Genomic DNA, 24,204 nt, shown 5'->3' with positions numbered 1-24,204 from the left:
AACTGCCTCAACGTTAGCCGATCGCACAGTCCAGGCCGGGCCCGCACTCCGCAGGGTGTGGTCATGGACCAACCGCTCCGCAACGTGCCGCACCGGCACGGACCGAGCATGTATCCCGTCACCGCGCTCGGGGCGCTGGTGGTCGGCAACTCCTTCGCCGACACCGGGCTGACCGTGCTCGGCCCCGACCTCAGGACCGAGCTCGGCCTGAGCGTGGGCGACCTCGCGAGCGCGATGTCGGTGCAGTTCCTCGCCCTCGCCGTCGCGCCGCTCGCCCTGGCCGCCCTGGTGACGTCCAAGCCGCGGCGCGCGCTGCTGTCGCTCGGCACCGCGCTGGTGTGGAGCGCCGCGACCGCGGCCGTCGCGCTCACCACGGGGATGTGGAGCCTCGCCCTGGTCGTGCTGGTGTTCGGGCTGGCCAACGGCAGCACGGTCGCCCTGCACACGCCTCTGCTGGTGGACACCTACCCGCCCGAGGTGCGCGCCCGCGTGCTCACCCTGTACGGCGCGGCGGGCGCGCTGGCCTACCTGGCCGCGCCGCTGGTCGTCTCGGCGCTCACCGGCCGGCTCGGCCTCGACTGGCGGGCCACCTTCGCCGCGCTGGGCGGCATCTCGGCGCTCACCTGCCTGTTCGCGATCCGGCTGCGCGATCCCGGCATCGGCCGCCACGACCCGGAGCCGAGCGCGCCCTCGAAGACGGGCCTGCTCGCGGCGGGCAAGGCCATGGCCAGGACGCCCACGCTGCGCCGGATCCTGGCCGGGTTCGCCGCCTTCGGTGCGCTTCAGGTGCCGGTGTCGGCGCTGGTGGCCGTGCATCTGGCCGATCGCTGGCACCTCGGCGCGGACGCACGCGGGCTCTACGCCTCCTGCGCGGCGGGCGTCATGCTGGTGACGCTGCTCGCCGTGGGCCGGCCGCTGGACCGCGTCTTCTCCGCGCGTCCCGGCGGCGTGGCGGTGATCTGCGGCGGGGCGGTCACCGGCACGGCGCTCCTCTACGCGGCGGGGGTGCTCGCGCCGTCGCTGCCCCTCACGCTCGCCGCGTTCGGGCTGGCCTCGGCCGCGCAGTCGCTCATCGTGCCGTGCGCGCAGCTCATCAGCCAGTCGGTGGTGGCGCCCGCGCATCGTGCGCCCGCGGCGGCGGTGACCGCGTTCGCGCTCGCGGGCGGCGGGCTGGCGGGGGCGGTCCTGCTCGGCCTGGTGGAGGAGGCGCTGGGCGTGGCGGGGGCGGTGATCGCGATCGGCGTGCCCGGTGTCGTGGCCGCCGCGGTGATCGCCTCGGCCGGCCGGACGATCGGCGATGATCTGGTGACGGGGGTACGGGCATGAGCGGGTTCGCCGTACGGGACGGCAGGACGCTGCACGTCGAGAGCACGGGTACGGGTGAGCCCCGCGTGCTCCTGGAGGCCGGGCTGGGCGGCACCCGCACGCAGTGGGCGCTGGTGGCGCCCGCGCTGGCGGCGGTGACCACGGTGCTCGCCTACGACCGGGCCGGGCTCGGGCGCAGCGACCCCGCCCCGGGGCGGCGCGACCACGCGCGGATGGCGTGCGACCTCGACGACCTGATCGGGCGGACGCCCGTCGTCCTCGTGGGCCACAGCCTGGGCGGTGCGGTGGCCGAGCTGTACGCCAGGACGCGGCCGGACCGGGTGGCCGGGCTGGTGCTGGTCGACCCCTCCGCCCCGCAGCAGGACGTGCCTCTGCCGGGCGGGCCGGCGTTCCGGCTGCTGAAGGTGCTCCAGCCGGTGTCCGACGCCCTTGAGGCCGCCTCCGACCTGGTACGGCTGGCCCTGGCCAGGCCCTCGCCCGCCGTCCGTGACGTGGCCGCGTCGATGCCGCCCGACCTGCGGGCCCAGACGTTGCGCGAGGCGGCGACCAGGTCGGCGGCGCGAGCCGTACGGGCGGAGGGCGCGGCCCAGCAGCGCAGCCTCACGGCCCTGTTCGAGCTGCGCCGCACCACGCCGTTGCCGGACATCCCGGTCACCGTGCTCACCGCGGGCGAGCGGCCCAAGCAGTTCGCCGAGCTGTGGGACAACCTGGCCGACAGCCACCGGCGGCTCGCGGCGAGCGTTCCGCGCGGCCGGCACGTGGTCGCCGCGCGCGCCGGGCACCTGATCCCGCAGGAGCGGCCCGACCTGGTCATCGAGGAGATCCTGCGGGTCGTCAGGGAGGTCCGCGGTGCCGCGTGAACTCGTGCTGGCCAACGGCCTGCGCGTCCTCGTCGTGGAACGGCCGGGCACCGGGCTGGTGGCCGTCGACCTGCGGTACCGGGCGGGCTCGCGGCACGAGCCGCGGGGACGCACCGGGCTCGCGCACCTCACCGAGCACCTGATGTTCGCGCCCGGCCACATGACGGAGCTGGAGGGGCTCGGCGCGGTCTACGACGCCGACACCTGGTTCGAGCACACGGCCTACCACACCCTGGTCAGGCCGCAACATCTCGAACGGGTCCTGCGGCTGGAGGCCGCGCGGATGCGCGAGTCGCCGCGCCGCCTGGGCGCGCAACGCGAGGTGGTGCGGGCCGAGGTGCTGCAGCGGGTGTTCGCCTTCCCGTACGGCACGCACCTCCCCCATCTGCTCCCGCTCTGCCACCCCTTCGGCCACACCCCGGCGGGCATCGAGGAGGACCTCGACGCGATCACCCTGCGCGACTGCGTCGCCTTCCATCGCAACTGGTACGTGCCGGGCAACGCCGTCCTGGCCGTGGTGGGCGACGTCCCGACCGCGACCGCGATCGAGCTGGCCGCCCTGGCCTTCACCCCCGTCCCGCCCGGCCGGACCGAGCTGATCGCGCCCGAGCTGCCGGGACGGTACGTGACCGGTGAGGCGCCGCCCAGACTCACCGTCCCGGAGCCGCAGCCGCTCCCGGCCGTCTACCAGGCCTTCCGGCTGCCGCCCGAGGGCGGGGCCGAGATCGAGGCGGCGGACCTGGCCCTGCGCGTGCTGGCCGCCGGCGAGGGGTCGCGCCTGCACCGGCGGCTGGCCGAGGAGGGCGCGCAGTCCGTCGAGGTGGACGTCCACCGCTTCGCCGTCGCGTCCTCGCTGGCGATCGTCAAGGTCCACGCCGCGCCCGGCTCCGATCTCGCCGCGATGGAGCGGGCGGTGACCGACGAGATCGCCGAGCTGGCCGCGGGCGGCTTCCGGGCGGGTGAGCTGGCCCGCGCCAAGGCCATGGCCACGCGGGCGGCGCTCGAACGGGTCGAGACGGTCGGCGGGCTGGCGGCCGAGCTCACCTTGGAGGCCGTCCAGACGGGCGAGGCCGGACGGGCGCTCACCGCCGCCCGCAGAATCGCCGCCGTGACCGAGCCGGCCGCGCTCGCCGCCGTGTGGCGGCTGGGCGCACCGGCGGGCGTCCTGACCTACCTGCCGAAGGAGAGCTGATGGGGTCCGACACGTGGGCGCTGCCCGCGCTGCGCCGTACCGGGTCGACGGTGGTGTGTGACCGGCCCGCCGGTGGGCTGGCGGCCGTCCGGCTGGTCGGGGCGGCGGCCGGACCGGCCGGTGACGCGCCCGCGTGGGAGGCGCTCGGCGCCGAGCTGCGGGTCTCGCCCGGCGAGGTGGCCTTCGAGGTGCCCGCCGCGCGGCTGGAGGAGGCGGTGCGGCTGCTCGCGCCGCCCGATCCGGAGGACTCCACGCTCTCGCCGCGTCACGCCGCGCGCTCCCGCCTGCTCGCGCGGCTCAGGGGGTCGTGGCAGGCGGGGACGCTGGTGGTGGTCGGCGAGGTCGGCGACTTCTCCGGGCAGCGGGCCGAGCGGCTCCTCAAGCTGTGCGGTCCCGCGCTGCCGCCCGGGCCGGCGGGTCCGGTGGCAGTGGAGGCGGCGCCGCTGGCCCTGCCCTGGGAGGGCGCTTTGCAGGCCCACGTCGCCATCGGTTACCGGGTGCCGGGCCGGGAGGACCACGTGGCGTGGGCCGCGCTCACCGTCGCGTGCCGGGTGCTCGGCGAGGGCCTGTTCACCCGGCTCAACCGGGTGCTCAGGGAGGAGCTCGGCCGAACCTACGGCTTCACCGCCTCCCTCGACCCCGGGCCGGGCGGCGCGGTGCTGCTCGTCCAAGGCGCGGTGGGCGATGAGAAGGCCACGAAGCTGGCGCTCGGCATCCTGCGCGAGACCGCGTCGCACGGCGTGGGCGCGGAGGAGTGCGAGCGGGCGGTCACGGCCTGTCTCGACGGGGCGTGGTCGCGTTTCGAGAGCGCCGCGGGACTCGCCGACGAGCTGGCCTCCCTCGCGGCGGCCGGGCTGCCGCCCGAGTGGCTGTCCGGCCACCTGGAGGCGCTGGGGCGGCTCGACGCCTCGACGGTCTCGGAGGTGCTGGGCAAGCACCTGGTCACACCCGTCGTCGTCACCGCCGGCCGGCCGTCCATCCGGAGCTACCCCCGGTGGTGAGGCCGCCGAGGCCGGAGCTATCCCCTGGTCAGGCGGGGAGGGCCATCCAGACCGTGGCGCTGAGGCTCCACACCCCGTCGGGCGGCTTCACCAGGGAACGTTCGTCCTGCCGGGTCCGCAGCGCCAGCACCTGACGCGGCGGGCCGTACGCGGTGAGCTGGCCGGGCTGGGCGGCCAGGAGGACCGGCACCCGCCCGGCGGCCCGGATCTTCGCGATCAGCCGCCGCACGTCGGCCTCAGGCGGGGTGTCCGTGGACTCGGCCCGGCGGACCTGCGCCGAGGGCGCCCCGCACACGCCGCGCACGACCTGGGTGAAGCGGTCGCCGGTGACCCGCTCGACGAGGAGCACGGACGCCCGGGGCGGGATCGCGGCGCACATCGCCTCGACCGCCGCCCGCTCGCCCCGCTCGACGGGGGTGAACGCGGTGCCGATCGAGGTGATCGCTCCCGGGACCAGCAGCAGCACGACGCCCACGCCGGCGATCCAGCCCTGGGCGCGCCTGCCGTACCCGAGGCGGCGGGCCTTGTCGCGCACCCACGCCAGCCCCCAGAAGGCGAGCAGCAGGAGCCCGGGGAGCACGACCGGGACCAGCCGGCGCGAGGCCCACGGGTGGTCGGGCGTGATCTCGGGACGCAGCAGCGTGGTGACGGTGGTCCAGCCGATGAGCGCGAGCGGCAGCAGCCACTCGGCCGAGGCGCCGTCCCGCAGCATCCGCCGCACCAGCACGGCGGCGGCGAGGGTGGCGAGCACGACGGCGGGGAAGCCGATGTACCAGATCACCCAGTAGAGGGAGTTCTCGAAGTAGAGGTGGCTGCCGTCGATCGGCAGGCCGTTGTCGCGCTGGGTGACCTCGATGAAGCGGTAGGTGAGCCAGTCCTCCTCCGTGACCGGCTGCCGTGTTACCTGCTGCACCCAGGGGCGGACGGCGAAGCCGAGCATCACCGCCACCACGGCCGCCGCCCCGGCCGCCGGCAGGAACGCCGGGCGCCGCCACCGGGCGAGCCTCGGCGCCAGCGCCGCCCCGAGCACGGTCAGCAGCAGCACCGCCGCGCAGACGGCCAGCAGGGGCACGACCGAGCGGGACAGGTAGGAGAGGTACGGCCTGGCCAGCACCGCGGCCGCCACGAACCCCAGCCCGGCCCCGACGGCCAGCCCGCCCAGCAACGCCAGCCCCAGCCGCCCGGGCCCGCCGCGGACCGCTCCCCCACGCGCACCGGCCCCGGCCGGAGCCCCGCCGCGCGTGCGCCCGAGGGCGATGAGGAACCCGGCGTAGGCCAGCACGGGCAGCACGTCCCGCAGCCCGTCCACCCGCACGAGGACCGCCAGCCCGGCCACCAGCCCGGCCAGCGCCACCCGCCCCGGCGAGCCGCGCCCGCCCGCGGTGTGCGCGTCGTGCAGCAGGGCCACCCCGCCGAAGAGCAGGATCAGCGAGGTGATCTCGCTGAGCGTGGTGCGCGAGGTGTAGAGGACGGGCAGGCTGACCGCGAAGGCCAGCGCCGTGGGCACCGCCCAGCGCCCGCCGCCCATCCGCGCGGCCACCCCGGCGACGACCAGCACCGCCAGCGCCCCGAGCACCGCCGGGGAGACCAGGAGCCCGCCCAGCCACTCCCCGGCCGCGAACACCATGGGCGGCCCCGGCATGAACTGCGGCACCACCCCTTCGGGCCGGTCGTAGAAGCCGACGCTGCCGAAGTCGAGCGCGGGATCGGCCCCGCCGAAGGCGGCCTCCTGCCGGTCGACCGGCAGCGAGCCGTGCTCGGCGATCCAGATGGCGTACTGCGCGTAGGTGGCCGGGTCGCGGCGCACGATGAGCTGCTCGCTGTGCAGCAACGCGTTGAACACCCCGGACCCCAGCGCCACCGCGAGCACGCCGCCGGTCTGCCAGCCGGTGGCGTCGGCGGTCTCGGGCAGCCGGCGCAGCGCGGCCACGCACAGCGCCCCGGCCACGGCGATCCCCAGCGGCACGGCGACCAGGGGCCGGAACCAGCCCAGCAGCAACAGCGGCAGCCCGGCCAGCAGCCACCCGGCCACCAGGAGCGCGGGCACCACGGACAGGACGGCGAGCACCCGGCCCGCCGACGGCCGGCGTGAAGGATCGGTGAGTGCCATCGGTGCTCGGGAGCGTATCCAATGGGGGTGACAACCCGCCCGCCTCCTGCCCGAACAGGTGTGGCCGCGGGGTAGCGTACGCCGGGAAAACGATCGGGGGGTGCGCATGGGGCTGCTGCGGCGGCACGGCTGGTTCGCGGGCCTGTTCGCGCTCGGCGCGCTCCTGCGCGTGGTGACCATGCTGGGCTACCGGCCCGCGCTGTGGTTCCCCGACTCCTACAGCTACATCGTCACGGTGATGCGCCCGCGCCCCGACCTGGTGCGCCCGGCGGGCTACTCGATGTTCATGAAGCTGCTGGAGCCCCTGCACAGCTTCGGCGTGGTCGCCGCCACTCAGCACCTGCTCGGCCTGGCCGTCGGCGCGCTGGTCTACTGGGCGGCGGTGCGCCGCGCCCCGCGCTGGGCCGCCGCGCTGGCCGCCGCGCCGGTGCTGCTGGACGCCTACCAGATCGAGCTGGAGCATCTGCTCGTCTCCGACACGCTCTTCATGGCGCTGGTGGTGGCCGCGGTCGTGCTGGCCCTGCGCGAGGAGCCGCCCGCGCTCGCCATCGGCCTTCTGCTGGCCGCCGCCGCGCTGACGCGCACGGTCGGGCTGCCGCTGGTCGGGCTGGTCTGCCTGTGGCTGCTGGTACGGCGCCGCCCGCGCAAGGCGGTCGCCCTGCTGGTCGCCGCGCTGATCCCGATCGTGGCCTACGGCGGCTGGTTCTATGCCACCTACCAGCGCGTCGGCCTGGTCGGTGCGAACGGCGTCTTCCTCTACGCCCGCACCATGTCCTTCGCCGACTGCGCCCGGATGCGCCCGCCGCCCGATCTGGCCGTGCTGTGCGACCCGCGCCCGGCCGGGCAGCGGCCGCCGTCGCAGGAGTACGTCTGGTCGCGCGAGTCGCCGCTGGTGCGGCTGCCGGACGAGACCTTCGTCAAGGAGACCGACGACAAGGCCATGCGCTTCGCCCTGCTGGCGATCCGCACGCAGCCGCTCGACTACGCCGCCTCCCTACTGGGCGAGCTGGGCCGGACCTTCACCTGGGGGCGGCCGGTCTACCCGGACGCCGAGATCTACGCCTACTACCAGTTCCCGGCGCAGACCCCGCCGCCGCCCGGCCGCTATCCGGCCCGGGTGGGCACCGAGTTCGCCCGGGAGTACCAGCAGGGCGAGATCGCGACGCGGGTGGTGGAGCCGTGGGCCGGATGGATGCGGACTTATCAAGATTTCGCGCGGTTGCCGGGGGCCGTTCTCTTGCTCGTGCTCCTCGTCCCGCCGGGCGTCGCCGTGGCCCGGATCTGGCAGGCTCGGCGGGCGGGCCGGGAAAGGTCCTGGTCAGGGCCTCCGGCGTGGGCGCTGCCCTGGGCGGGGGCCTGGGCGCTACTGCTCATGCCGCCGGCGGTGGCGGAGTTCGACTACCGCTACGTGCTGCCTGCCGTACCGCTGGCTTGCCTGGCGGCGGTTCTGAGTACTCCTCGCGATACGTAAAGTCTTTCACGTTGTTATTCCACGGTATGTCCGGCTCTGAGTATGCTCTTCGGCGGGTGTATCACGCCCCGGTCACGATTGATTTACCTCGATCTTGCCCACAGGCACGCCGAGTGTGACCTACTCTCGGCGCGATGGAGGAGGCCGCGTGTGACCGCGTCGGAAAGGCCGTGGGGGGCGAATGAGTGAGCATCGGGGCGTCTCCGTCCAGGACCGCCGCGTCGCGCCGACTCAGCCGCGGGAACGCATGTCCCATCGCGCGTCCGGCCCTCCGCCGCAGGGACCGCCCCCCGGCGGGCGCCGCGCGGCCAAGGGCGGCAACGGCGGCCCCAACCGCATGCGGGTCATGGCCTGGGTGAGCATCGGCCTGACCGTAGCGCTGGTCGGCGCTCTGCTGACCGGCTACGGCATGCTGCGCAGCACCTTCAGCGGCCTCCGCACGGAGGACGTGGCCAGCAAGATCAAGGGCCCGCGCCCGCAGAACCTCACCGGCGCGCTCAACGTGCTCATCGTCGGCTCCGACACCCGCGCGGGCAAGGGCAACGCCCGCTACGGCCAGAAGCAGGCCCGCGAGGTCGACGCGGGCGGCAAGCGCACGGACACGATGTTGCTGATGCACATCTCGCCCAACCGCGACACCGCGCAGATCGTCAGCCTGCCCCGCGACTCGATGGTCCTCATCCCCGAGTGCCAGAACGAGAAGACCGGCGCGACCATCCCCGCCCACACGTACATGATCAACTCCGCCTACAACAGCGGCGGCATCGCCTGCACGATCAAGACGGTCGAATCGCTGACGGGCATCCGCATCGACCACTTCGTCGAGGTGGACTTCTCCGGCTTCAAGAACATCGTCGACGCCCTCGGCGGCGTGGAGATGTGCTTCACCACCGCGATCAACGAGCCGCTGTCCAAGTTCAACATCACCGCCGGCACCCACAAGCTCAACGGCGAGCAGGCCCTGGCCTACATGCGGCTGCGGAAGATCGGCGCCGACCAGAGCGACCTGCAGCGCATCAAGCGCCAGCAGAAGTTCCTCAGCAAGATGGTCCAGGCGGCCACCTCGACCAACCTGATGACCGACGTCGGCAAGCTCACCAAGCTGATCGACGCGGCCAAGGAGTCGGTGCTGATGGACGAGGACCTCGCCAAGGACCCGCAGAAGCTGCTCGACATCGCCGCCAGCGCCGGCAAGCTGACCGCCAGCGGCGTGAAGTTCATCATGGTCCCGGTCGAGGCCTACCCGGCGGACAAGAACCGCGTCCAGTGGGTCAAGCGCGAGGCCGACCTGCTGTGGCAGCAGATCGCCCAGGACGTCGAGGTGGTGCAGCAGGCCACGGCCAAGCCGACCGGCCCGCAGCTCAAGCCGCAGCAGGTCCAGATCCAGGTGCTCAACGGCACCGACCGGGTGGGCGAGGCGCAGAAGGTGGCCGACGAGCTGACCAAGTGGGGCTTCAAGGTCGTCGGCGTGGGCAACACCCCGGCCGCCGCGCCGCAGACGAAGGTCCTCTACTCGGCCAAGTCCGCCGCCGACAAGCCCTTCGCGGAGCTCGCGGCGGCCAAGCTGAGCGGCACCAAGCCCGCCGCGGCGACCAAGGTCAAGCCGGTCAACCTCAAGCCGTACACCCCGAGCGCCGGGGTGAGCGCGCCGGAGTTCGAGGGCAAGGTCGAGCCCGGTCCGATCGTCCAGGTCGTCATCGGCGCCGACTACCAGGGCGTGCGCGTCCCGACGACGGTGTCCAAGGTCGTGGAGCAGAACACCGTGACCGCGGATCAAAAGAACATTTGCACCTGACCTGCGAGTTTTCTGTGTAAAGCGCTCTTCTGACAGCGAGCTGCAAGAGGGGACCGCTAGGGTAGATCACGCCCAGCGGTCCCCCGAGAAGAGCGTCCCCCTGTTGTGAGCGACACGAGATACTCCTTGCCGGTCCCCAGGACTCCTTCGGGTGCGGACACCGACCCGAAGGGTGTGTGGTGGCCGCAGCCGCCCGCCGAGGCCCAGCAGGAGCCTCCGCAGGACGACAAGCCCGCGCCGCCGAAGAAGACGCGTGAGCCGTATCTCGACAACGTCAAGTTCCTGCTGATCGCGCTGGTGGTCGTCGGCCACTCGCTGGTGCCGACGCTCAACGCCGACTCCTCGCGCTCGCTCTACATCTTCATCTACACCTTCCACATGCCGCTGTTCGTGGTCATCAGCGGCTACCTGTCCAGGAACTTCTGGAACTCCAACGCCAAGACCAACAAGCTGGTCGACACCTTCCTGATCCCCTACGTGATCGTCGAGGTGGGCTACGCCGCGCTCCGCACCGCCCTCGGGCAGAAGTGGAGCCTGACGATCATCGACCCGGCCTGGCTCAACTGGTACCTGGTGGCGCTGCTGTTCTGGCGGCTGTCCACGCCGGTGTGGAAGCGGATGAAGTTCCCCATCCCGGTCTCGATCGCCGTCTACCTGTTCGCCGGCTTCTCGCAGATCTCCGGCGAGTTCAGCATGGACCGTTTCTTCGGCCTGCTGCCCTTCTTCGTGATCGGCCTGACCCTGCAGCCGCAGCACTTCGAGTGGCTCAACCGGCTCTGGGTCAAGATCGTGGCGGGCGTGATCCTGCTCGGCGCGGCCGGCGTGGCCATGCTGGTGTCGATGAAGAAGCTGAGCCTCAAGCCCTTCTACTTCAAGCACAGCTACAAGGACATGGACCTGTCCTGGTGGATGGGCCTGGCCGAGCACCTGCTCATCCTCGGCGCCTCGCTGGCCATGTGCTTCGCCTTCCTGGCGCTCGTGCCGCGCGGCGAGACCTGGTACACCGACCTCGGCACCCGAACGCTCTACGCCTACCTGCTCCACGGCATCCCGGTGCTGATCGCCAAGGAGACCGGGCTGCTCGACCTGCCCTGGCTGCACGGGCCGCTCGGCGCGCTGGCCATCTCCACCAGCGCCTTCGCCCTGGCCATCGTGCTGTGCCTGCCGATCACCCGCACGCTCTTCAAGTGGCTCGTCGAGCCGCGGCTGACCTGGCTCTACCGCCGACCGTCGGTCCCGCAGGAAGTTAAGCGGTAGTTCCCTCCCGATTCACGCCGGTGAAGCCCTGGACGCGCAGCATGGGCGTATGCGGGTATGCGTCGCCACCATCGTCCACCACCCCGAGGACGCCCGGATCATGCACAAGCAGATCCGGGCCCTGCTCGACGCGGGGCACGAAGTGACGTATGTCGCGCCTTTCTCCTATTACAACGTCACGCCGGACGCGCACGTCACCGCCATAGACGTACGGCGGGGCGGCGGCCTCAACCGGGCCAGGATGGCGCTGCGCCGCGGCTGCCGGGACGCCGACCTCGTCCTCGCGCACGACATCGACGTCCTGCGGGTCCTGCCCCTGCGCCGCCCGCCGATCGTGTGGGACGCGCGCGAGGAGCCCGGCGGCCCGTTGCGCCGCGCCGCCGCCGCCAGGACCCGGCGGCGGCACCACGTGATCGACCCCTCGACGGTCCCCGAGGCCACCCTGGTGTCGTCCGCTCCCCCGCTCCCGGGCGACACCAGGGTGGTGCACCTCGGCCGGCTCTCGGCCGAGCGTGGCGTCGCCGAGCTGGTCGCGCTCGCCGAACGCCTCGCGCCGCACGGCATCCGGCTCGACCTCATCGGCTCGGCCGACCCGCGCGTGCGGCCCATGCTCCGCGACGCGCAGCGGGTGGGGCTGCTCGACTGGTTCGGGTACGTGCCGCTCCGGCACGCGCTGCGGATGACCGAGGGCGCGCTGGCCGGGATCTCGCTCAGCCGGGAGCCGGGCCTGCCGGCCAAGATCCTCGACTACATGGGCCGGGGCGTGCCGGTCGTCAGCACCCCGCAGGAGCTCGTCGAGCGCGCCGCGTGCGGCCTGACGGTCTCCTTCGACACCGAGTCCGTGCTGCATGCCGTACTGGATCTCAAGGAGGACCCGGAGCTGCGGGCGGCCATGGGCGCGCGCGGGCATCAGGCGGCGCGGGCGCGTCACCACTGGCCCGACCAGGCCCCGGCCTTCGTCTCGCTCCTGGAGCGCTGGGCGGGCGCGACCGCAGCCGCGCCCGCCCCGGCGGTCGGTTACGGCTTCTCCAGGTCGTAGGCGAGGTCGGCCACCCGCACGGTGCGGACCAGCGGGTCCTCGATGACCTTGCGCAGCTCGCCGACGGTGGTGAGGGTGTCCACGAAGGCGTAGGCCAGGCCGTCCTTCGCCGCCCGGCGCAGCCGCTCCAGGGTGAGGTCGAAGTCGCGCAGGTTGGCGTCGTCGTGCTCGCGCAGCAGGTCCACCCAGGCGCGGAAGTTTTTCAGCTCGTCGCCGGGCTGCGAGTCCGGGAGGCTGAAGTCCATGTCGTAGCCCCAGGTGATCGGGATCGACCTGGGCCGCTCCTCGTAGACCACCCGCTCGGCCGTCACACCGTGCCGCGCCTCGAAGGCCTTCAGCGCGGCCGCGTCGAGGGGCCGCTCGAACTCGACCACCGACAGCGCCCGCAACTCGGCGGGCAGCCTGGCCAGGACCTTGCGCTGGTCCTCCTTGGGCTGGTTGCCGGTCCTGACGTTCATCAGGGCGTAGCTCAGCGTGGTCATCGCCGACGCGCCCAGCGGCAGGTGGCCGGACACGCGCCCGAAGAAGGTCTGCGTGATCGTGTACTCCTGGCCGCCCTGCGTGACGAACCCGCCGTGCGCGCGCAGCGGCCCGCCGCTCATGGTCATGCCCATCGACCACGGCGTCATCTCGCAGCAGGAGGTGAAGGAGAGCCGGTAGGCCGGGGCGTAGAGCTCGAAGGCCACCCCCAGCACCGTGCTCATCCGATCCGCCCGATCGCTCCGCTTCTGCAGCAGCACCGGCCCGATCACCGCGACCAGGGCCAGGGCCACCACGATCGCCACCGCGCGCAGCGCGGTCCTGGCCACCCCCCGGCGTACGGCCCGCCGCGTGCTCTTGACGTCGAACTCCGGCATCTCGATCATCGTGCACCTCCATAGACCTCGGCGAAGGCCGAGCGGGCCCGCCACACGGCGGTCTTGATCGCGGCGGTCGTGCGGCCGGTCATCGCGGCCACCTCGACCAGGGAGAAACCTTCGAAGTAGACGAGCTCCAGCAGCCTTCTGGTCTGCTCGGGCAACCGGTCGAGCGCCTGGCGGACGTCCAGGCCGGTCGCGTCGAAGCCCGGGACGCCCAGCTCGTCGGGGTCGGGCAGGGGCAGCTCGACCCGCCGCCGGCGGACGTGGTCGAGCAGGGTCGTGCGAGCGATGGCCAGCAGCCAGGCCGCCGGGTTCTCGCCGCGCCAGCCGAGGAAGGCCCGGGTCGCCCGGACGAAGGTCTCCTGGGCGAGGTCCTCGGCCAGGTGGGGGTCTCGGGTACGGCGCAGCAGGAAGCCGCAGACGAGCAGCCAGTGCTCGCGGTACAGCTCCTCGATGGTGGCCTCCGCGTCTCGGGGACAGTCATGTCAGGAGAAGACGCCGGCCACGCGGGAATGGTCACACGGCAATCCGGTTGATGTACTGGAAGCATGGCATCGCACCTGATCGACGGCCGAACGGTCACCCTGCCCGTCCAGGTGAGGCAGGCGGCGGTCTGCACCGCCAGCTACGCGGTGCGGGCCGACGCGGCGCGGGCCGTGCTGGCCTACACCGGGGTGGAGGTGGCCGAGGTCCTGCCGGGCAAGGCCGTGTGCACGCTGGTCTTCGTCGACTACGGCGACAGCGACCTGGGCGCCTACCACGAGTTCGGGATGACCTTCCTGGTCCGGGCGCCCGGCGGCGGGCAGCCGGGGGCGTTCGTGCACTGGCTGCCGGTGGACCAGCGCTTCACGCTGGCGGCCGGGCGGGGCATCTGGGGCTTCCCGAAGGAACTGGCGGAGGTCGAGCTGCGGATGAGCTCGCCGTACAAGCGGTGCATCGTGCGCAAGGACGGGCGGCTGGTCCTCGACCTGCTGATCAAGCCCGGCCTGCCCGTGCCCGCCCGGACGCCGGTGACGCCGCTGACGGCCTACACGCACCTGGACGGCATCACGCGGCGGATCCCGGCGACGATGCGCGCCGGAGGGAGCCGGATCAGGCCCGGCGGGGCGCTGATCCGGCTGGGGAACCACCCGGTGGCCAAGGAGCTGAGCGAGCTGGGCCTGCCCAAGCGGGCCCTGCTGACCAGCTACTCGGCCCGGGTGGCGATGTCGTTCGAGGCGGCCGGCCGCTGGAGCGGCGAGCCGGCCTGACCGGCCGGGCGGCTCAGACGATGGGCGGGCGGCCCAGCTTGACCATGCGCCAGGCCGTGCGCCAGGCCATCGGGCGGCGTTCGCCCGCCGGGGTGCGCAGGCCCTCCACGAAGCCGCCGAACCACGCCTTGAGCGCGCTGCCGGAGCGTTCGCGCAGCAGGGTGAGCACGACCCAGTCGATCAGGTAGAGCGCCGCGAGCGGCCAGGGCAGGTTGCGCCGCGCCAGCCAGACCCGGTTGCGGGCGTTCATCCGGTAGAAGTTCTCGTGCCGCGTGGGCGGCACCCACGGGTGGTACATCACCGTCTCGGCGTCGTACTCGATCCGGTAACCCTCGCCGAGCAGCCGCCAGGCGAGGTCGGTCTCCTCGTGCGCGTAGAAGAAGCGTTCGGGCAGGCCACCGACCTGGAGGAAGGCGCTGCGCCGCACGGCGGAGGCGCCGCCGAGGAAGGTGGTGACGGGCGAGGAGCGCTCGGGGTCGCCGGCGCGCAGCCGGGGCACGTGCCGCCGCTGGGAGCCGGTGCCGTCGGGGTCCATCACGCGGAAGGAGAGCACGGCCAGGTCGGGCTCGGTGGCGAAGCGCTCGCGCACGTGCGCGGCCACCTTCTGGTTGGCGTACCAGCCGTCGTCGTCGAGGAACAGCACGACGTCGCCCGAGCACTCCTCCACACCACGGTTGCGGCCGGCCGGGATGCCGACGTTCTGCTCCAGGCGGACCGTCTTGAGCACCGCGGACGAGCCGGCGGGCGGCGTGGCCGACACCTCGGGCACGTCGGCGCCGTTGCCCACGATCACCACTTCGACGTCGCCGTCGGTCTGGTTGAACGCGGACTCGACCGCCCGGTTCAGCTCCGCGACCCGGTTGCCCATGGTGAGGATGACGCACGAGATCTTCAACGCGTCATCGCCTCGACGCGTTGAGAGCACGGGCGTGGCATTCTGTCATGATCACCGAGTCTGTCTATGTCCTAGTTTGGGATGGCACAAGAGTATCGGAACCGCAAGTGAACCCCCACCGAAGCGCGGGGGTCCGATCATTACGACGGACGCCGGGCGCGGACGGTTCCTCGTTCATGACAGCCTCCTCGACGCCATGATGCTCACCAGGTGGAGAACCACCTGGAGAGCGGCGGCTACCACGCAGGCCACGGTGAGCACCCGCGTCGCGGTAAGGTCGCCGACCACCATATCGATCACGGCTGTGATCAGGGCGAGGATTGACAGTTCCACCGGCTGCACGATGCGGTGGAACTTCGTCGCGCCGACGATCCGGCGGGCCAGGGCCAGCAGCCCCGACCGCAACTGACCGGCGGAGGCCTCGCTGGCGGCGGGCAGCCCGGCGCGCGCCCGGGCCACGTCGACCAGGTCGGTCTCGGACTTGATGAGGATCGCGCCGAGCGCGGCGGCGAAGCCCATCACCGTGTACCAGTCGGGCAGCGTCTCCGAGGCGCGCCAGCCGAGCCCGGCCAGCAGCGCGGCCTCGCAGAAGTAGGCGCCCACCCGGTCGAGGTAGACCCCGGCCAGCGAGGTCTGCCCGGTCCAGCGGGCCAGCTCGCCGTCGGAGCAGTCGAGCAGCAGGTAGAGCTGGATGAGCAGGAACGACACCACCGCCGCGAGCAGACCGTCGAAGGCCAGCACCACGCCGCCGAGCACGCCGACCACGGTCATCACCCAGGTGACCTGGTTGGGGGTGATCGAGGTCTTGGTCAGCAGCCAGGTGACGTAGATCGACAGGCGGCGCATGTACAGCACGCCCGCCCAGTGCTCGCCGTTGCGGCGCTGGATGTGGGTGGGCGGCTGCGCGACCGCGCGCAGCTCAGTGACCGAGGGACTCGACATAGCTCTCCACCCGCTCCCGCACCTCGGGCTCCGACAGGCGGAGGTGCTCCAGGATGGTGTAGCGGCCCGGCCGGGTGGAGGGCGCGAACAGCACGGCCTCGGTGAACTGCTCGACGGTGAGCCCGATGTCGCCCGGGGTGAGCGGCAACTGGTGCTGGCGCAGGCAGCCCACGACCTGCTCCAGCCGGGCGGCGTCGCCGCGCAGGAAGAAGCAGAAGGCGGCGCCGATGCCGGCCAGCTCGCCGTGGTTGGAGGTGCCGGGGAAGAGCTGGTCGACCGCGTGCAGGATCTCGTGGTCGCCGCCGCTGGACGGGCGCGAGGAGCCGGCGATCACCATCGAGAGGCTGGACAGGATCAGCGACTCGGCCAGCACGGTCAGGAAGGCGTCGGACTCGATGGAGTCTTTACGCCCGATCAGCGCCTCGGCCGCGGTGCGGGCCATCGAGCAGGCCAGCCCGTCGATCGGCTCGCCGCGCTCGAGGTTGCCGAGCTGCCAGTCGTCGATCGCCGACAGGTTGCTCACCACGTCGCCCACGCCCGAGCGGACCAGCGCCTGCGGCGCGGTGCGCACCAGGTCGAGGTCGACCAGGATGGCCAGCGGCATCGGGACGCCGAAGGAGCCCTTGCCGCCCTCGTAGGTCAGCGAGGCCGTGGGCGAGCAGATGCCGTCGTGGGACAGGTTGGTCGCCACGGCCACCATGGGGATGCCGGCCAGCGACGCGGCGTACTTGGTGACGTCGATGGTCTTGCCGCCGCCCACGCCGACGACCACCTCGTAGGCGCCCTTGCGCAGGTCGGCGCCGAGCGAGACGGCGGCCTCGACCGAGCCGTCGGCGACGCGGAAGACCTCCGCCTCGGCGAGCGTGGGGGCGATGAGGTGCTCGATGTGGTCGCCCTGGCCCGGGCCGACCGCGACGGCGACCCGGCCGGAGGTGGCCACCCTGCTGTCGGCGAGCAACGCGCCGAGTTGCGCGACCGCGCCCCGCCTGACCTCCATGGTCAGCGGGGCGGGCAACATCCTCGCCAGAAGCGGCATCTGGGCTCCTCGATCAGTAGCCGACGGCGATCTCGCGGGCCTTGGCGAGGTCGTCGTGGTTGTCGACCTCGACCCAGGAGACCTCGCCGATGGGGGCTACGCGGATGTTCTCGCCGCGGGCCACCATCTCCTGGTAGCCGTCCTCGTAGTAGAGCTGGGGGTCACGCTCGAAGGTGGCCTGGAGGGCGTCGGCCAGGCGCTCGGCGGCGCCGGGGCGGATGAGGGTGGCGCCGATGTACTCGCCGTACGCCTCGGCCGGGTCCATCAGCTTGGTGATGCGGCGCAGCTCGCCGCCGGGGCCGAGGGTGACCTTCATCTCCTCGTCGGCCAGCTTCTTCACGTTGTCGACCGCGAGCAGGATGTCGCTGTCCTCGGGCGCGGCCAGTAGGGTCTTCTCGACCGAGACCGGGTGCACGGTGTCGCCGTTGAGCAGCAGCGCGCCCTTGGCGAAGTGCTCACGCGCGCACCACAGGGAGTAGGCGTTGTTCCACTCCTCGGCCTTGTCGTTGTGGACCAGCTCCAGGGTGACGCCGTAGCGCTCCTCGAAGGCGGCCTTGCGCTCGTGCACGGCCTGGGCCTGGTAGCCGACGATGATCACGATGTCGCGCAGCCCGACCGCGGCCAGGTTGCGGATCGAGATGTCCATGATCGTCGTTTCCCCGTCGACCGGCACCAGCGCCTTGGGCAGCGTGTCGGTGTAGGGCCGCAGGCGACGTCCGGCTCCAGCGGCCAGCACCATTCCCAGCAACGTGCACTCCTCGGTCGAGCATGACTTGTGTGGCACCCAAAGGTTAGTTGCCAGATGGCCCTGATCGGGTAATCCGGTGTCAGTCCAGGGTTCCCGCCTCGGTCACCTCGCCGCCCGCACGGGGCGCGGCCAGCCAGCAAGTCAGGCTCTCCCAGCCGAAGAAGGCCCACAGGTAGGCGGCCAGCAGGCCGAACCCCACGGTGGGCCAGCCCGCCACCACGCCCAGCGAGACGGCGATCATCCGGCCGTCCCAGCCGAGTCCGAAAGTGGACAGCCACGGTGGCGGGTAGACCCGCTGGCGCAGCCGGTAGACCAGGTCGTAGTGGTGGAAGGCCATCGCGCCGAGCAGCGCGAAGATCCACAGCGGGTGCACGGCGTGGGCGAAGCCGACGGCCGCGATGCAGCAGTACTCGATCGCCCGCAGGATCGGCGGCACCAGCCAGTCGTAGCGGCCGTCGTGCGGGGCCGAGCTGCCCGGCCCGGCCAGCAGCAGCGTGACGGCGAAGGCCAGGATCGCCCAGTCGTCGGAGCCGGCCACGCCGATCGCCATCAGCACGCCGATGACGAAGGCGGCGACGACGAGCGGCGGCAGGGGCGGGAGCTGGCCGGCGACCAGCAGGCCCATGCCGCGCGAGAGCGGGCCGTCGTCGCGGTAGGCCACCACGCGGCTGCGCGGGATGGGGGTGAGCTGCACCGAGATCATGCCGTCGCCCTTTCGATGCGGCCGGCGAGCTGGTAGAGCAGCGCGACGCCGCCCCAGGCCAGCAGCGCGAGGAAGGTCACGCGGGCGTTGAACAGGGCGGCGGTGACCGCGATGAGCGCCATGCGCTCCCCGATCGGCAGCACGATCATCTTCTTCAGCCAGCGGGTGAGCGTGTCGCGCTCCAGCCGGGCGCGCAGGCCCAGGGGCCCCTGGTCGGCCGGCTCCATGAGCGAGCGCGGCGGCCGGGCCCAGGAGGCGCCGACCTTGGCCGCGTCGGCCACCGCGCCGGAGAAGGAGAAGTCGAGCGTGTGCCGGACCACCTGGAGCACCATGGCGGCCACCGCGAGCTGCCAGATGCCGTCCGGGTTGCCCTGCCCGGCCGAGTAGCCGACCGCCAGGCCGACGTAGACCACGTACTCCTTGAACCGGTCGGCCATGGCGTCGGACCAGGAGCCCAGCGGGGTGAAGGTCCTGGTGTAGCGAGCGAGCTGCCCGTCCACGCAGTCGAGCACGAACGAGAGATAGACGAGGACGGCGCCGGCGACCTGGGCCGCCCTCGCGCCGTAGGTGAACCACGCCGCCGCGGTCACGGCCAGACCGATCGAGATGCCGGTGACCGCGTTGGGGGTGAGCTTGAGCCGGGCGGCCAGCCGGACCAGGGGCCTGGTCCAGCTCGACACGAAGTAGGTGGCGAAGAAGCCGTCGTCGGACTTGACCGCGGTGTCCAGCCGTACGCGGGCCTCGTCGACGTCCGCCAGCGCGGCGATGGCCGTGTCGGCGGAGGACTGGCCGGTCACCCGGTCGCAGTGGAGCGGGCCGGCGTCGGCCGCGCGGACGCCGACGCCCGAGCGGACCAGCCCGACCAGCAGCAGGTCGACGGTCTCGATCGGGCTCACCGGGCCGAGCCGGCCCGCCTGGACCAGGTCGGCGAGCTCGTCGGCGATGTCGGCCAGCGTCGCGAGGTCGCGCTCGCTCACCTGGAGCACGCCCAGGAAGGTGGCGTTGGCCTCGGGCACCGTGTGGAAGGAGCTGCCCGCGGCGGCGACCTTGCGGGCCTGCAGCCGCACGGGCGGGCGCAGCGGGCCGGGCGGGCGCTCGGTCGAGACCAGGGCCGCGGTGTCGCTCGCCGGATGCTCCAGCAGCAGCGCGAGGGCTTCGGTATGCGCGACGAGATCGCCGGGCAGCACGACGACCGGCCCCTGCTGGAGCCGGACGAGGGCGGCCACCGCGCGCAGGTCGCCGGCCGGTCCGCCGCCGGCCGCCACGGTCTGCACGTCGTGCACGGGCAGGGTGACGAGCTGGTCGTTGAGCCGGTCGAGCAGGGTGCCGTCGGCGCAGGCGAGGCGGGTGGCCGGCACGCCGGCCAGCACCACCGCGGTCGCGGTGGGCTTCTGTGGGGTCATGGACGGTCGCCTCGGGCTGGACGACATCTGGTCTCGCCGCGGGCTCGGCGGCGTGTCACTCTGCAAAGCGCAGGTCTCCTCCCGGTCGCGAGGGAGTGCGTGGACACAGCGTAGCGACGTAGTGGCCGAATCGACCGTTACCCTCGCCGTATGACCGTTGAATCTCGTCTGCGTTCGGTCGCCGTGGTCCTCGCCGGCGGCGTGGGCCAGCGGCTCGGCCTGAACACCCCCAAGCAGCTCCTCAAGATCGCCGGGAAGACGATCCTGGAGCACACGCTGGCGCTGTTCAACGCCTCGCCCGAGATCGACGAGATCATCGTGCTGATGACGCCCGGCTTCACGCCCGAGGCGGAGGAGATCGTGGCCCGCGCCGGCTTCGGGAAGGTCAGCCAGATTCTCGAAGGCGGCGATTCCCGGACAGAGACCACATGGCGGGCACTCAAGGCGCTCGGGCCGGCCGAGTGCAACGTGCTGCTGCACGACGCGGTCCGGCCGCTGCTCAAGCCGTCGATCATCACCGAGTGCGTGCAGGCGCTGAAGGTGTACGAGGCGGTCGACGTGGCCATCCCCAGCTCCGACACGGTCGTGGTGGCCGCGCCGGGGCCGCGCGGCGAGATCATCCGTGACATCCCCGACCGGGCGCGGCTGCGGCGGGGGCAGACCCCGCAGTGCTTCCGGCTCTCGGTCATCCGCGAGGCCTACGAGCGCGCCTTCGCCGACCCCGACTTCGAGCGGCAGCCGGCCACCGACGACTGCGGCGTGGTCCTGCGCTACCTGCCGGACGTGCCGATCTACATCGTTCCCGGCAGCGAGCACAACATCAAGGTCACCCACCCGGTGGACGTGCACATCGCCGACAAGCTCTTCCAGCTCACCGCGGCCACCGCGCCGCTGCCCACGAGCTTCGCCTACCGCGAGGCGCTGGCCGGCAGGACCGTGGTGGTCTTCGGCGGCAGCTACGGCATCGGGGCCGACGTCGTCGAGCTGGCCCGGAGCTACGGCGCCGAGGTGCACTCCTTCTCCCGCACCCAGAACGAGGTCCGGGTCGAGGACTACGACTCGGTCGCCAAGGCCCTGGCCAAGGTCGGGCGGGCCGACTTCGTGGTCAACACCGCGGGCGTGCTGCACACGGGCAAGCTCGCCGAGGCGAGCGACGAGGCCATCGCCGAGACCGTCGGGGTCAACTACCTGGGGCCGGTGAACGTGGCCAGAGCCGCCCACCCGTACCTGCGCGAGTCGCGCGGCCGGCTGCTGCTCTACACCTCCAGCTCCTACACCCGCGGCCGGGCCGGCTACAGCCTCTACTCCTCCTCCAAGGCCGCCGTGGTCAACCTGACCCAGGCGCTGGCCGACGAGTGGGCCGCCGACGGCATCCGCGTCAACTGCGTCAATCCGGAACGGACCAGCACCCCCATGCGGGAGCGGGCGTTCGGCGACGAACCCGCCCACACCCTGCTGTCTCCCCGCGCGGTCGCCCAGACCTCCATCGACGTGCTCGTTTCCGACCTCACCGGCCAGGTTGTCGATGTCCGCCTGGAAGGGGCAGTTACTCTCTGAACGCATGAGGAGACTCTGCGCGATCATCGCCCTGCTGGGCGCCTACCCTCTGCTGCTGCTCACCGCGCTGTGGCCGGTCCCGGTCCTGTTCGCGCTGGTGGCCGCCGGGTCCTACGCCGCAGAGCTCCTCGCTCCCCGGGTCGCCAAGTCCTTCGTGGACCTGCTGTCGAAGGTGCACCTCGGGGTCACGCTGCGCTTCGCCGTACGGGAGATGGCGGCGGTGCTGCTGGTCGCGCGGACGGCCGGGGCCGACTCGCCGTGGCTCGCCGGCCTGGCCGCCGGGCTGTTCGCCATGCACGGCGTGCGGGCCGTCCAGACCGGGCTGGCGATGCGGCTGCGGCAGACGCTGGCCACGATGCCGGTGTCGACCCGCAACCTGGACGTCTCCGAGCTGCGCATCCCGTCCGCGCCGCCGAACTTCCTGATCAACCATCGCGGGGTGCGCTGGCTCTACCTTGACGCGCTGCCGGTGCTGGGCGCCGCCTTCGGCGCCGCCGCGGGCGCGCTGGGCGCGGGCCTGGCGCTGGCGATCGGCCTCGCCGCCGCGCTCGCCCTCGTCCCATGGGTACGGCGAGCCGCCCCGCTCACCGATCGCGAACGCGTGCTGGAGATCGCCGACCGCAGGGTCCGCGAGTTCGCGCCCGAGGTGGTCCTGTACTTCTCCGGCGCGGCCGAGGCGGCCTACCAGGCCCGGATGTGGCTGCCGACGCTGGAGCGGCTCGGCCGGCGCTGCATCGTGGTGCTGCGCGAGCGCGGCATGGCCGAGCGGCTGGGCCCGACCTCGCTGCCGATGGTCTGCATCCCGGCCAGCGCCGACCTGATGGGCTTTCGCGCGCTGGGCAGCGCCCGGTTGTGCCTGTACGTCGCCAACGTCGGCAAGAACATCCACATGCTGCGCATCCAGGGGCTGCGCAGCGCCTTCATCGGGCACGGCGACAGCGACAAGGAGGCCTCGTTCAACCCCTTCTCCAAGGTCTACGACGAGGTGTGGGTGGCCGGGCCTGCCGGGCGCGACCGCTACCGCAAGGCCGAGGTGGGGGTGCGCGACGAGGACGTCCACGAGGTGGGGCGGCCGCAGCTCGACGGCATCCTGACCGAGGGGCCGGGCCTGCCGTACAAGACGGTGCTGTACGCGCCCACGTGGGAGGGCTGGACCGACGACCTGTTCCACACCTCGCTGCCGTCCATGGGGCCGCGCCTGGTGCGGGCGCTGATGGAGCTGGGCGTGCGGGTGATCTACAAGGCGCACCCGCTGACCGGCTACCGCGACCGGGCGGCGGCGCGGGCGCACCGCAAGGTCGTGACGCTGCTGGAGGGGGCGAACCTGGCCGCGGCCAAGGCCCGGCACCCGTCCTCGCCGGGGACGGCGACGCAGTTCAACCACCTGGTGGTGAGCGGGACCGAGCCGCACCTGTACGACTGCTTCAACCTCGCCGACCTGATGGTCGCCGACATCTCCAGCGTGGTGCCCGACTTCCTGGCCAGCGGCAAGCCGTACGCGGTGACCAACGTGGCCGGGCTGCCCGAACGCACCTTCTTCGACCGCTACCCCAGCACGGAGGCGGGCACGCTGATCGGCCAGGACCTGGCAGACCTGGCCGCCTTCGTCGAGGGGCCGGACGAGCTGGCCGAGGCGCGGCGCAAGCTCAGGACCTACCTGCTGGGGCCCGAGTACCCGGACGCGATGACGAGGTTCGGCAACGCGGTGGACCGGGCCCTGCAGCAGGATTAGAGGCCGCGCGGCGGGCGGGCGAGCTTGCGCGGGCTGGTCAGGAAGCCCCAGCCCCACGACAGGTGCATCGTGGCGTAGACCGCCATGAGCCGGGCCTTGACGCCGAACGGCAGGCCGCTGCCGGTCAGCACGGTGCCCGCGCCGATGGCCAGCAGGTAACCGCCGGGGATGATCAGGCCGAGCGGGAACCACGGCGAGACCAGCAGGCCGGCGAGCATCGCCACGACCGCGGTGGGCGGGGCGAGGTAACGCAGGTTGATGGTGCCCTCGTGGGTGCGCGCCACCACGCGCCGCCAGCGGCCGTAGTGGAAGTACTGCTTGGCCAGCGCCTTGATGGTCGGGCGCGGGCGGTAGGAGACGCGCATCCGGGGCTGGAACCAGACCAGGCCGCCGCTCTCGCGGATGCGGTGGTTCATCTCCCAGTCCTGGGCGCGCTGGAAGTGCTCGTCGTACCCGCCCACGCGGCGCAGCGCGGTGCGGCGGAAGACGCCCAGGTAGACGGTGTCGGCGGGGCCTGCCGTACCGCCCACGTGGAAGGCCGCGGCGCCCACGCCGATCTTGGAGGTCATCGCCCGGGCGACGGCCTGCTCGAAGGGGGTGACGCCCTCGGCGGCCATGATGCCGCCGACGTTGTCGGCGCCGGTCTCGCGCAGCGTCTCGACGGCGACCCGGAGGTAGTCGGCCGGGAGCATCGCGTGGCCGTCGACCCGGGCCACGATCTCGTTGCGGGAGGCGCCGATGGCGGCGTTGAGCGCGTTGGGGGTGCGTCCGGTGGGGTTGGGCACGACGACGACGCGGGGATCACGGGCGGCGATCGCGTCGGCGACCTCCTGCGTGCGGTCGTGGGAGGGGCCAACGGCCAGCACGACCTCGATCGGGCCCGGATAGTCCTGGGACAGGACCATCTGGACGGCCTCGTCGAGGTGGCGCTCCTCGTTGAGCACGGGCATGATCACGGAGACGGGCGGCCAGAGGCCGGTCTGCGTGGACGGCGAGTCGGGGAACTGCTTCATGGCGGCCCTCACGC

The 24,204-nt window shown here is 72.6% G+C and carries 21 protein-coding genes; 11 read left to right on the top strand and 10 right to left on the bottom strand.

Annotation, left to right across the window (positions count from 1 at the left end; all coding sequences use genetic code 11):
- Positions 1-63 precede the first annotated feature (63 nt).
- Genes AB0I67_RS03105 through AB0I67_RS03090 form a run of 4 tightly spaced genes read left to right on the top strand, consistent with a single transcriptional unit; the run spans position 64 to position 4,379 of the window.
- The gene (locus AB0I67_RS03105; RefSeq protein WP_357916690.1) at positions 64-1,326 is read left to right on the top strand and encodes an MFS transporter; all 1,263 of its coding nucleotides are present in this window, start codon (positions 64-66) and stop codon (positions 1,324-1,326) included.
- Positions 1,323-2,186, top strand: coding sequence for an alpha/beta hydrolase (locus tag AB0I67_RS03100; protein WP_357916688.1), 864 nt, complete (start codon positions 1,323-1,325; stop codon positions 2,184-2,186). The genes AB0I67_RS03105 and AB0I67_RS03100 overlap by 4 nt, the downstream gene beginning before the upstream one ends.
- Complete coding sequence (locus AB0I67_RS03095) at positions 2,176-3,378, top strand: pitrilysin family protein (RefSeq protein ID WP_357916686.1); 1,203 nt, start codon at positions 2,176-2,178, stop codon at positions 3,376-3,378. The genes AB0I67_RS03100 and AB0I67_RS03095 overlap by 11 nt, the downstream gene beginning before the upstream one ends.
- On the top strand, positions 3,378-4,379 hold the full coding sequence (locus tag AB0I67_RS03090; protein ID WP_357916684.1) for an insulinase family protein: 1,002 nt from the start codon (positions 3,378-3,380) through the stop codon (positions 4,377-4,379). The genes AB0I67_RS03095 and AB0I67_RS03090 overlap by 1 nt, the downstream gene beginning before the upstream one ends.
- A gap of 28 nt (positions 4,380-4,407) precedes the next feature.
- Here the strand turns inward: AB0I67_RS03090 and AB0I67_RS03085 are convergent, their stop codons facing one another.
- Positions 4,408-6,489 carry a hypothetical protein gene (locus tag AB0I67_RS03085; RefSeq protein ID WP_357916682.1) on the bottom strand — a complete coding sequence of 694 codons (2,082 nt, stop codon included), beginning with the start codon at positions 6,487-6,489 and terminating at the stop codon, positions 4,408-4,410.
- A gap of 106 nt (positions 6,490-6,595) precedes the next feature.
- Here AB0I67_RS03085 and AB0I67_RS03080 point away from each other — a divergent pair, with 106 nt between their 5' ends.
- The 4 genes from AB0I67_RS03080 (at position 6,596) to AB0I67_RS03065 (ending at position 12,051) form a co-directional block, all read left to right on the top strand.
- On the top strand, positions 6,596-7,960 hold the full coding sequence (locus tag AB0I67_RS03080) for a hypothetical protein (protein ID WP_357918373.1): 1,365 nt from the start codon (positions 6,596-6,598) through the stop codon (positions 7,958-7,960).
- A gap of 181 nt (positions 7,961-8,141) precedes the next feature.
- Entirely contained in the window at positions 8,142-9,755 is a 1,614-nt protein-coding gene (locus tag AB0I67_RS03075; RefSeq protein ID WP_357916679.1) for an LCP family protein, read from the top strand.
- Between the two features lie 105 nt (positions 9,756-9,860).
- Complete coding sequence (locus AB0I67_RS03070) at positions 9,861-11,012, top strand: acyltransferase family protein (protein WP_357916676.1); 1,152 nt, start codon at positions 9,861-9,863, stop codon at positions 11,010-11,012.
- A 49-nt stretch (positions 11,013-11,061) separates the two neighbouring features.
- Entirely contained in the window at positions 11,062-12,051 is a 990-nt protein-coding gene (locus AB0I67_RS03065) for a glycosyltransferase (protein WP_357916673.1), read from the top strand.
- On the opposite strand, the gene AB0I67_RS03060 is transcribed toward AB0I67_RS03065, so the two are convergent.
- Together AB0I67_RS03060 and AB0I67_RS03055 are read right to left on the bottom strand one after the other, a co-directional pair.
- Entirely contained in the window at positions 12,030-12,917 is an 888-nt protein-coding gene (locus AB0I67_RS03060) for a hypothetical protein (protein ID WP_357916670.1), read from the bottom strand. The two genes, AB0I67_RS03065 and AB0I67_RS03060, sit on opposite strands and share 22 nt — an antisense overlap.
- Entirely contained in the window at positions 12,914-13,357 is a 444-nt protein-coding gene (locus AB0I67_RS03055) for an RNA polymerase sigma factor (protein WP_357918370.1), read from the bottom strand. Before AB0I67_RS03055 ends, AB0I67_RS03060 begins: the two co-directional genes overlap by 4 nt.
- Positions 13,358-13,459: 102 nt before the next feature.
- On the opposite strand from AB0I67_RS03055, the gene AB0I67_RS03050 reads away from it, so the two are divergent.
- Positions 13,460-14,161 (top strand): acetoacetate decarboxylase family protein, encoded by a 702-nt coding sequence (locus AB0I67_RS03050; protein WP_357916668.1) that lies wholly within the window; start codon positions 13,460-13,462, stop codon positions 14,159-14,161.
- A gap of 13 nt (positions 14,162-14,174) precedes the next feature.
- On the opposite strand, the gene AB0I67_RS03045 is transcribed toward AB0I67_RS03050, so the two are convergent.
- The 6 genes from AB0I67_RS03045 to AB0I67_RS03020 all read right to left on the bottom strand — a co-directional run bounded on the left by AB0I67_RS03045 (position 14,175) and on the right by AB0I67_RS03020 (position 19,888).
- Complete coding sequence (locus AB0I67_RS03045) at positions 14,175-15,056, bottom strand: glycosyltransferase (protein ID WP_357916666.1); 882 nt, start codon at positions 15,054-15,056, stop codon at positions 14,175-14,177.
- 174 nt (positions 15,057-15,230) lie between these two features.
- Positions 15,231-15,998: a CDP-alcohol phosphatidyltransferase family protein gene (locus AB0I67_RS03040; protein WP_357916663.1), complete on the bottom strand. Its 768-nt coding sequence runs from the start codon at positions 15,996-15,998 to the stop codon at positions 15,231-15,233.
- Positions 15,976-17,016 carry an iron-containing alcohol dehydrogenase family protein gene (locus AB0I67_RS03035; protein WP_357918367.1) on the bottom strand — a complete coding sequence of 347 codons (1,041 nt, stop codon included), beginning with the start codon at positions 17,014-17,016 and terminating at the stop codon, positions 15,976-15,978. Before AB0I67_RS03035 ends, AB0I67_RS03040 begins: the two co-directional genes overlap by 23 nt.
- 31 nt (positions 17,017-17,047) lie before the next feature.
- Positions 17,048-17,782, bottom strand: coding sequence for a phosphocholine cytidylyltransferase family protein (locus AB0I67_RS03030; RefSeq protein WP_357916660.1), 735 nt, complete (start codon positions 17,780-17,782; stop codon positions 17,048-17,050).
- A gap of 79 nt (positions 17,783-17,861) precedes the next feature.
- On the bottom strand, positions 17,862-18,485 hold the full coding sequence (locus AB0I67_RS03025) for a DUF5941 domain-containing protein (protein WP_357916657.1): 624 nt from the start codon (positions 18,483-18,485) through the stop codon (positions 17,862-17,864).
- Positions 18,482-19,888, bottom strand: a complete 1,407-nt coding sequence (locus AB0I67_RS03020; protein ID WP_357916654.1) for a CDP-alcohol phosphatidyltransferase family protein — start codon at positions 19,886-19,888, stop codon at positions 18,482-18,484. Before AB0I67_RS03020 ends, AB0I67_RS03025 begins: the two co-directional genes overlap by 4 nt.
- A gap of 150 nt (positions 19,889-20,038) precedes the next feature.
- Between AB0I67_RS03020 and AB0I67_RS03015 the strand changes: the two genes are divergently transcribed.
- Together AB0I67_RS03015 and AB0I67_RS03010 are read left to right on the top strand one after the other, a co-directional pair.
- Positions 20,039-21,445, top strand: a complete 1,407-nt coding sequence (locus tag AB0I67_RS03015) for a bifunctional cytidylyltransferase/SDR family oxidoreductase (protein WP_357916651.1) — start codon at positions 20,039-20,041, stop codon at positions 21,443-21,445.
- A 4-nt stretch (positions 21,446-21,449) separates the two neighbouring features.
- Positions 21,450-23,177, top strand: coding sequence for a CDP-glycerol glycerophosphotransferase family protein (locus tag AB0I67_RS03010; protein WP_357916648.1), 1,728 nt, complete (start codon positions 21,450-21,452; stop codon positions 23,175-23,177).
- Here AB0I67_RS03010 and AB0I67_RS03005 read toward each other — a convergent pair.
- Positions 23,174-24,190 (bottom strand): glycosyltransferase family 2 protein, encoded by a 1,017-nt coding sequence (locus tag AB0I67_RS03005; RefSeq protein WP_357916645.1) that lies wholly within the window; start codon positions 24,188-24,190, stop codon positions 23,174-23,176. The genes AB0I67_RS03010 and AB0I67_RS03005 overlap by 4 nt on opposite strands.
- Between the last annotated feature and the right edge of the window lie 14 nt (positions 24,191-24,204).

The sequence above is a fragment of the Nonomuraea sp. NPDC050310 genome (genome assembly GCF_040655795.1).
GTDB lineage: Bacteria > Actinomycetota > Actinomycetes > Streptosporangiales > Streptosporangiaceae > Nonomuraea.
The sequence above is the reverse complement of the archived record's forward strand: the minus strand, read 5'-3'. Positions and strand labels throughout refer to the sequence as shown.

Coding starts and splice junctions, on each gene's coding strand:
- AB0I67_RS03035 (WP_357918367.1), bottom strand. CDS start 17,016: ATGTTGCCCGCCCCGCTGACCATGGAGGTCAGGCGGGGCGCGGTCGCG.
- AB0I67_RS03100 (WP_357916688.1), top strand. CDS start 1,323: ATGAGCGGGTTCGCCGTACGGGACGGCAGGACGCTGCACGTCGAGAGC.
- AB0I67_RS03005 (WP_357916645.1), bottom strand. CDS start 24,190: ATGAAGCAGTTCCCCGACTCGCCGTCCACGCAGACCGGCCTCTGGCCG.
- AB0I67_RS03040 (WP_357916663.1), bottom strand. CDS start 15,998: ATGTCGAGTCCCTCGGTCACTGAGCTGCGCGCGGTCGCGCAGCCGCCC.
- AB0I67_RS03085 (WP_357916682.1), bottom strand. CDS start 6,489: ATGGCACTCACCGATCCTTCACGCCGGCCGTCGGCGGGCCGGGTGCTC.
- AB0I67_RS03025 (WP_357916657.1), bottom strand. CDS start 18,485: ATGATCTCGGTGCAGCTCACCCCCATCCCGCGCAGCCGCGTGGTGGCC.
- AB0I67_RS03015 (WP_357916651.1), top strand. CDS start 20,039: ATGACCGTTGAATCTCGTCTGCGTTCGGTCGCCGTGGTCCTCGCCGGC.
- AB0I67_RS03065 (WP_357916673.1), top strand. CDS start 11,062: ATGCGGGTATGCGTCGCCACCATCGTCCACCACCCCGAGGACGCCCGG.
- AB0I67_RS03080 (WP_357918373.1), top strand. CDS start 6,596: ATGGGGCTGCTGCGGCGGCACGGCTGGTTCGCGGGCCTGTTCGCGCTC.
- AB0I67_RS03090 (WP_357916684.1), top strand. CDS start 3,378: ATGGGGTCCGACACGTGGGCGCTGCCCGCGCTGCGCCGTACCGGGTCG.
- AB0I67_RS03060 (WP_357916670.1), bottom strand. CDS start 12,917: ATGATCGAGATGCCGGAGTTCGACGTCAAGAGCACGCGGCGGGCCGTA.
- AB0I67_RS03105 (WP_357916690.1), top strand. CDS start 64: ATGGACCAACCGCTCCGCAACGTGCCGCACCGGCACGGACCGAGCATG.
- AB0I67_RS03075 (WP_357916679.1), top strand. CDS start 8,142: ATGAGTGAGCATCGGGGCGTCTCCGTCCAGGACCGCCGCGTCGCGCCG.
- AB0I67_RS03020 (WP_357916654.1), bottom strand. CDS start 19,888: ATGACCCCACAGAAGCCCACCGCGACCGCGGTGGTGCTGGCCGGCGTG.
- AB0I67_RS03010 (WP_357916648.1), top strand. CDS start 21,450: ATGAGGAGACTCTGCGCGATCATCGCCCTGCTGGGCGCCTACCCTCTG.
- AB0I67_RS03050 (WP_357916668.1), top strand. CDS start 13,460: ATGGCATCGCACCTGATCGACGGCCGAACGGTCACCCTGCCCGTCCAG.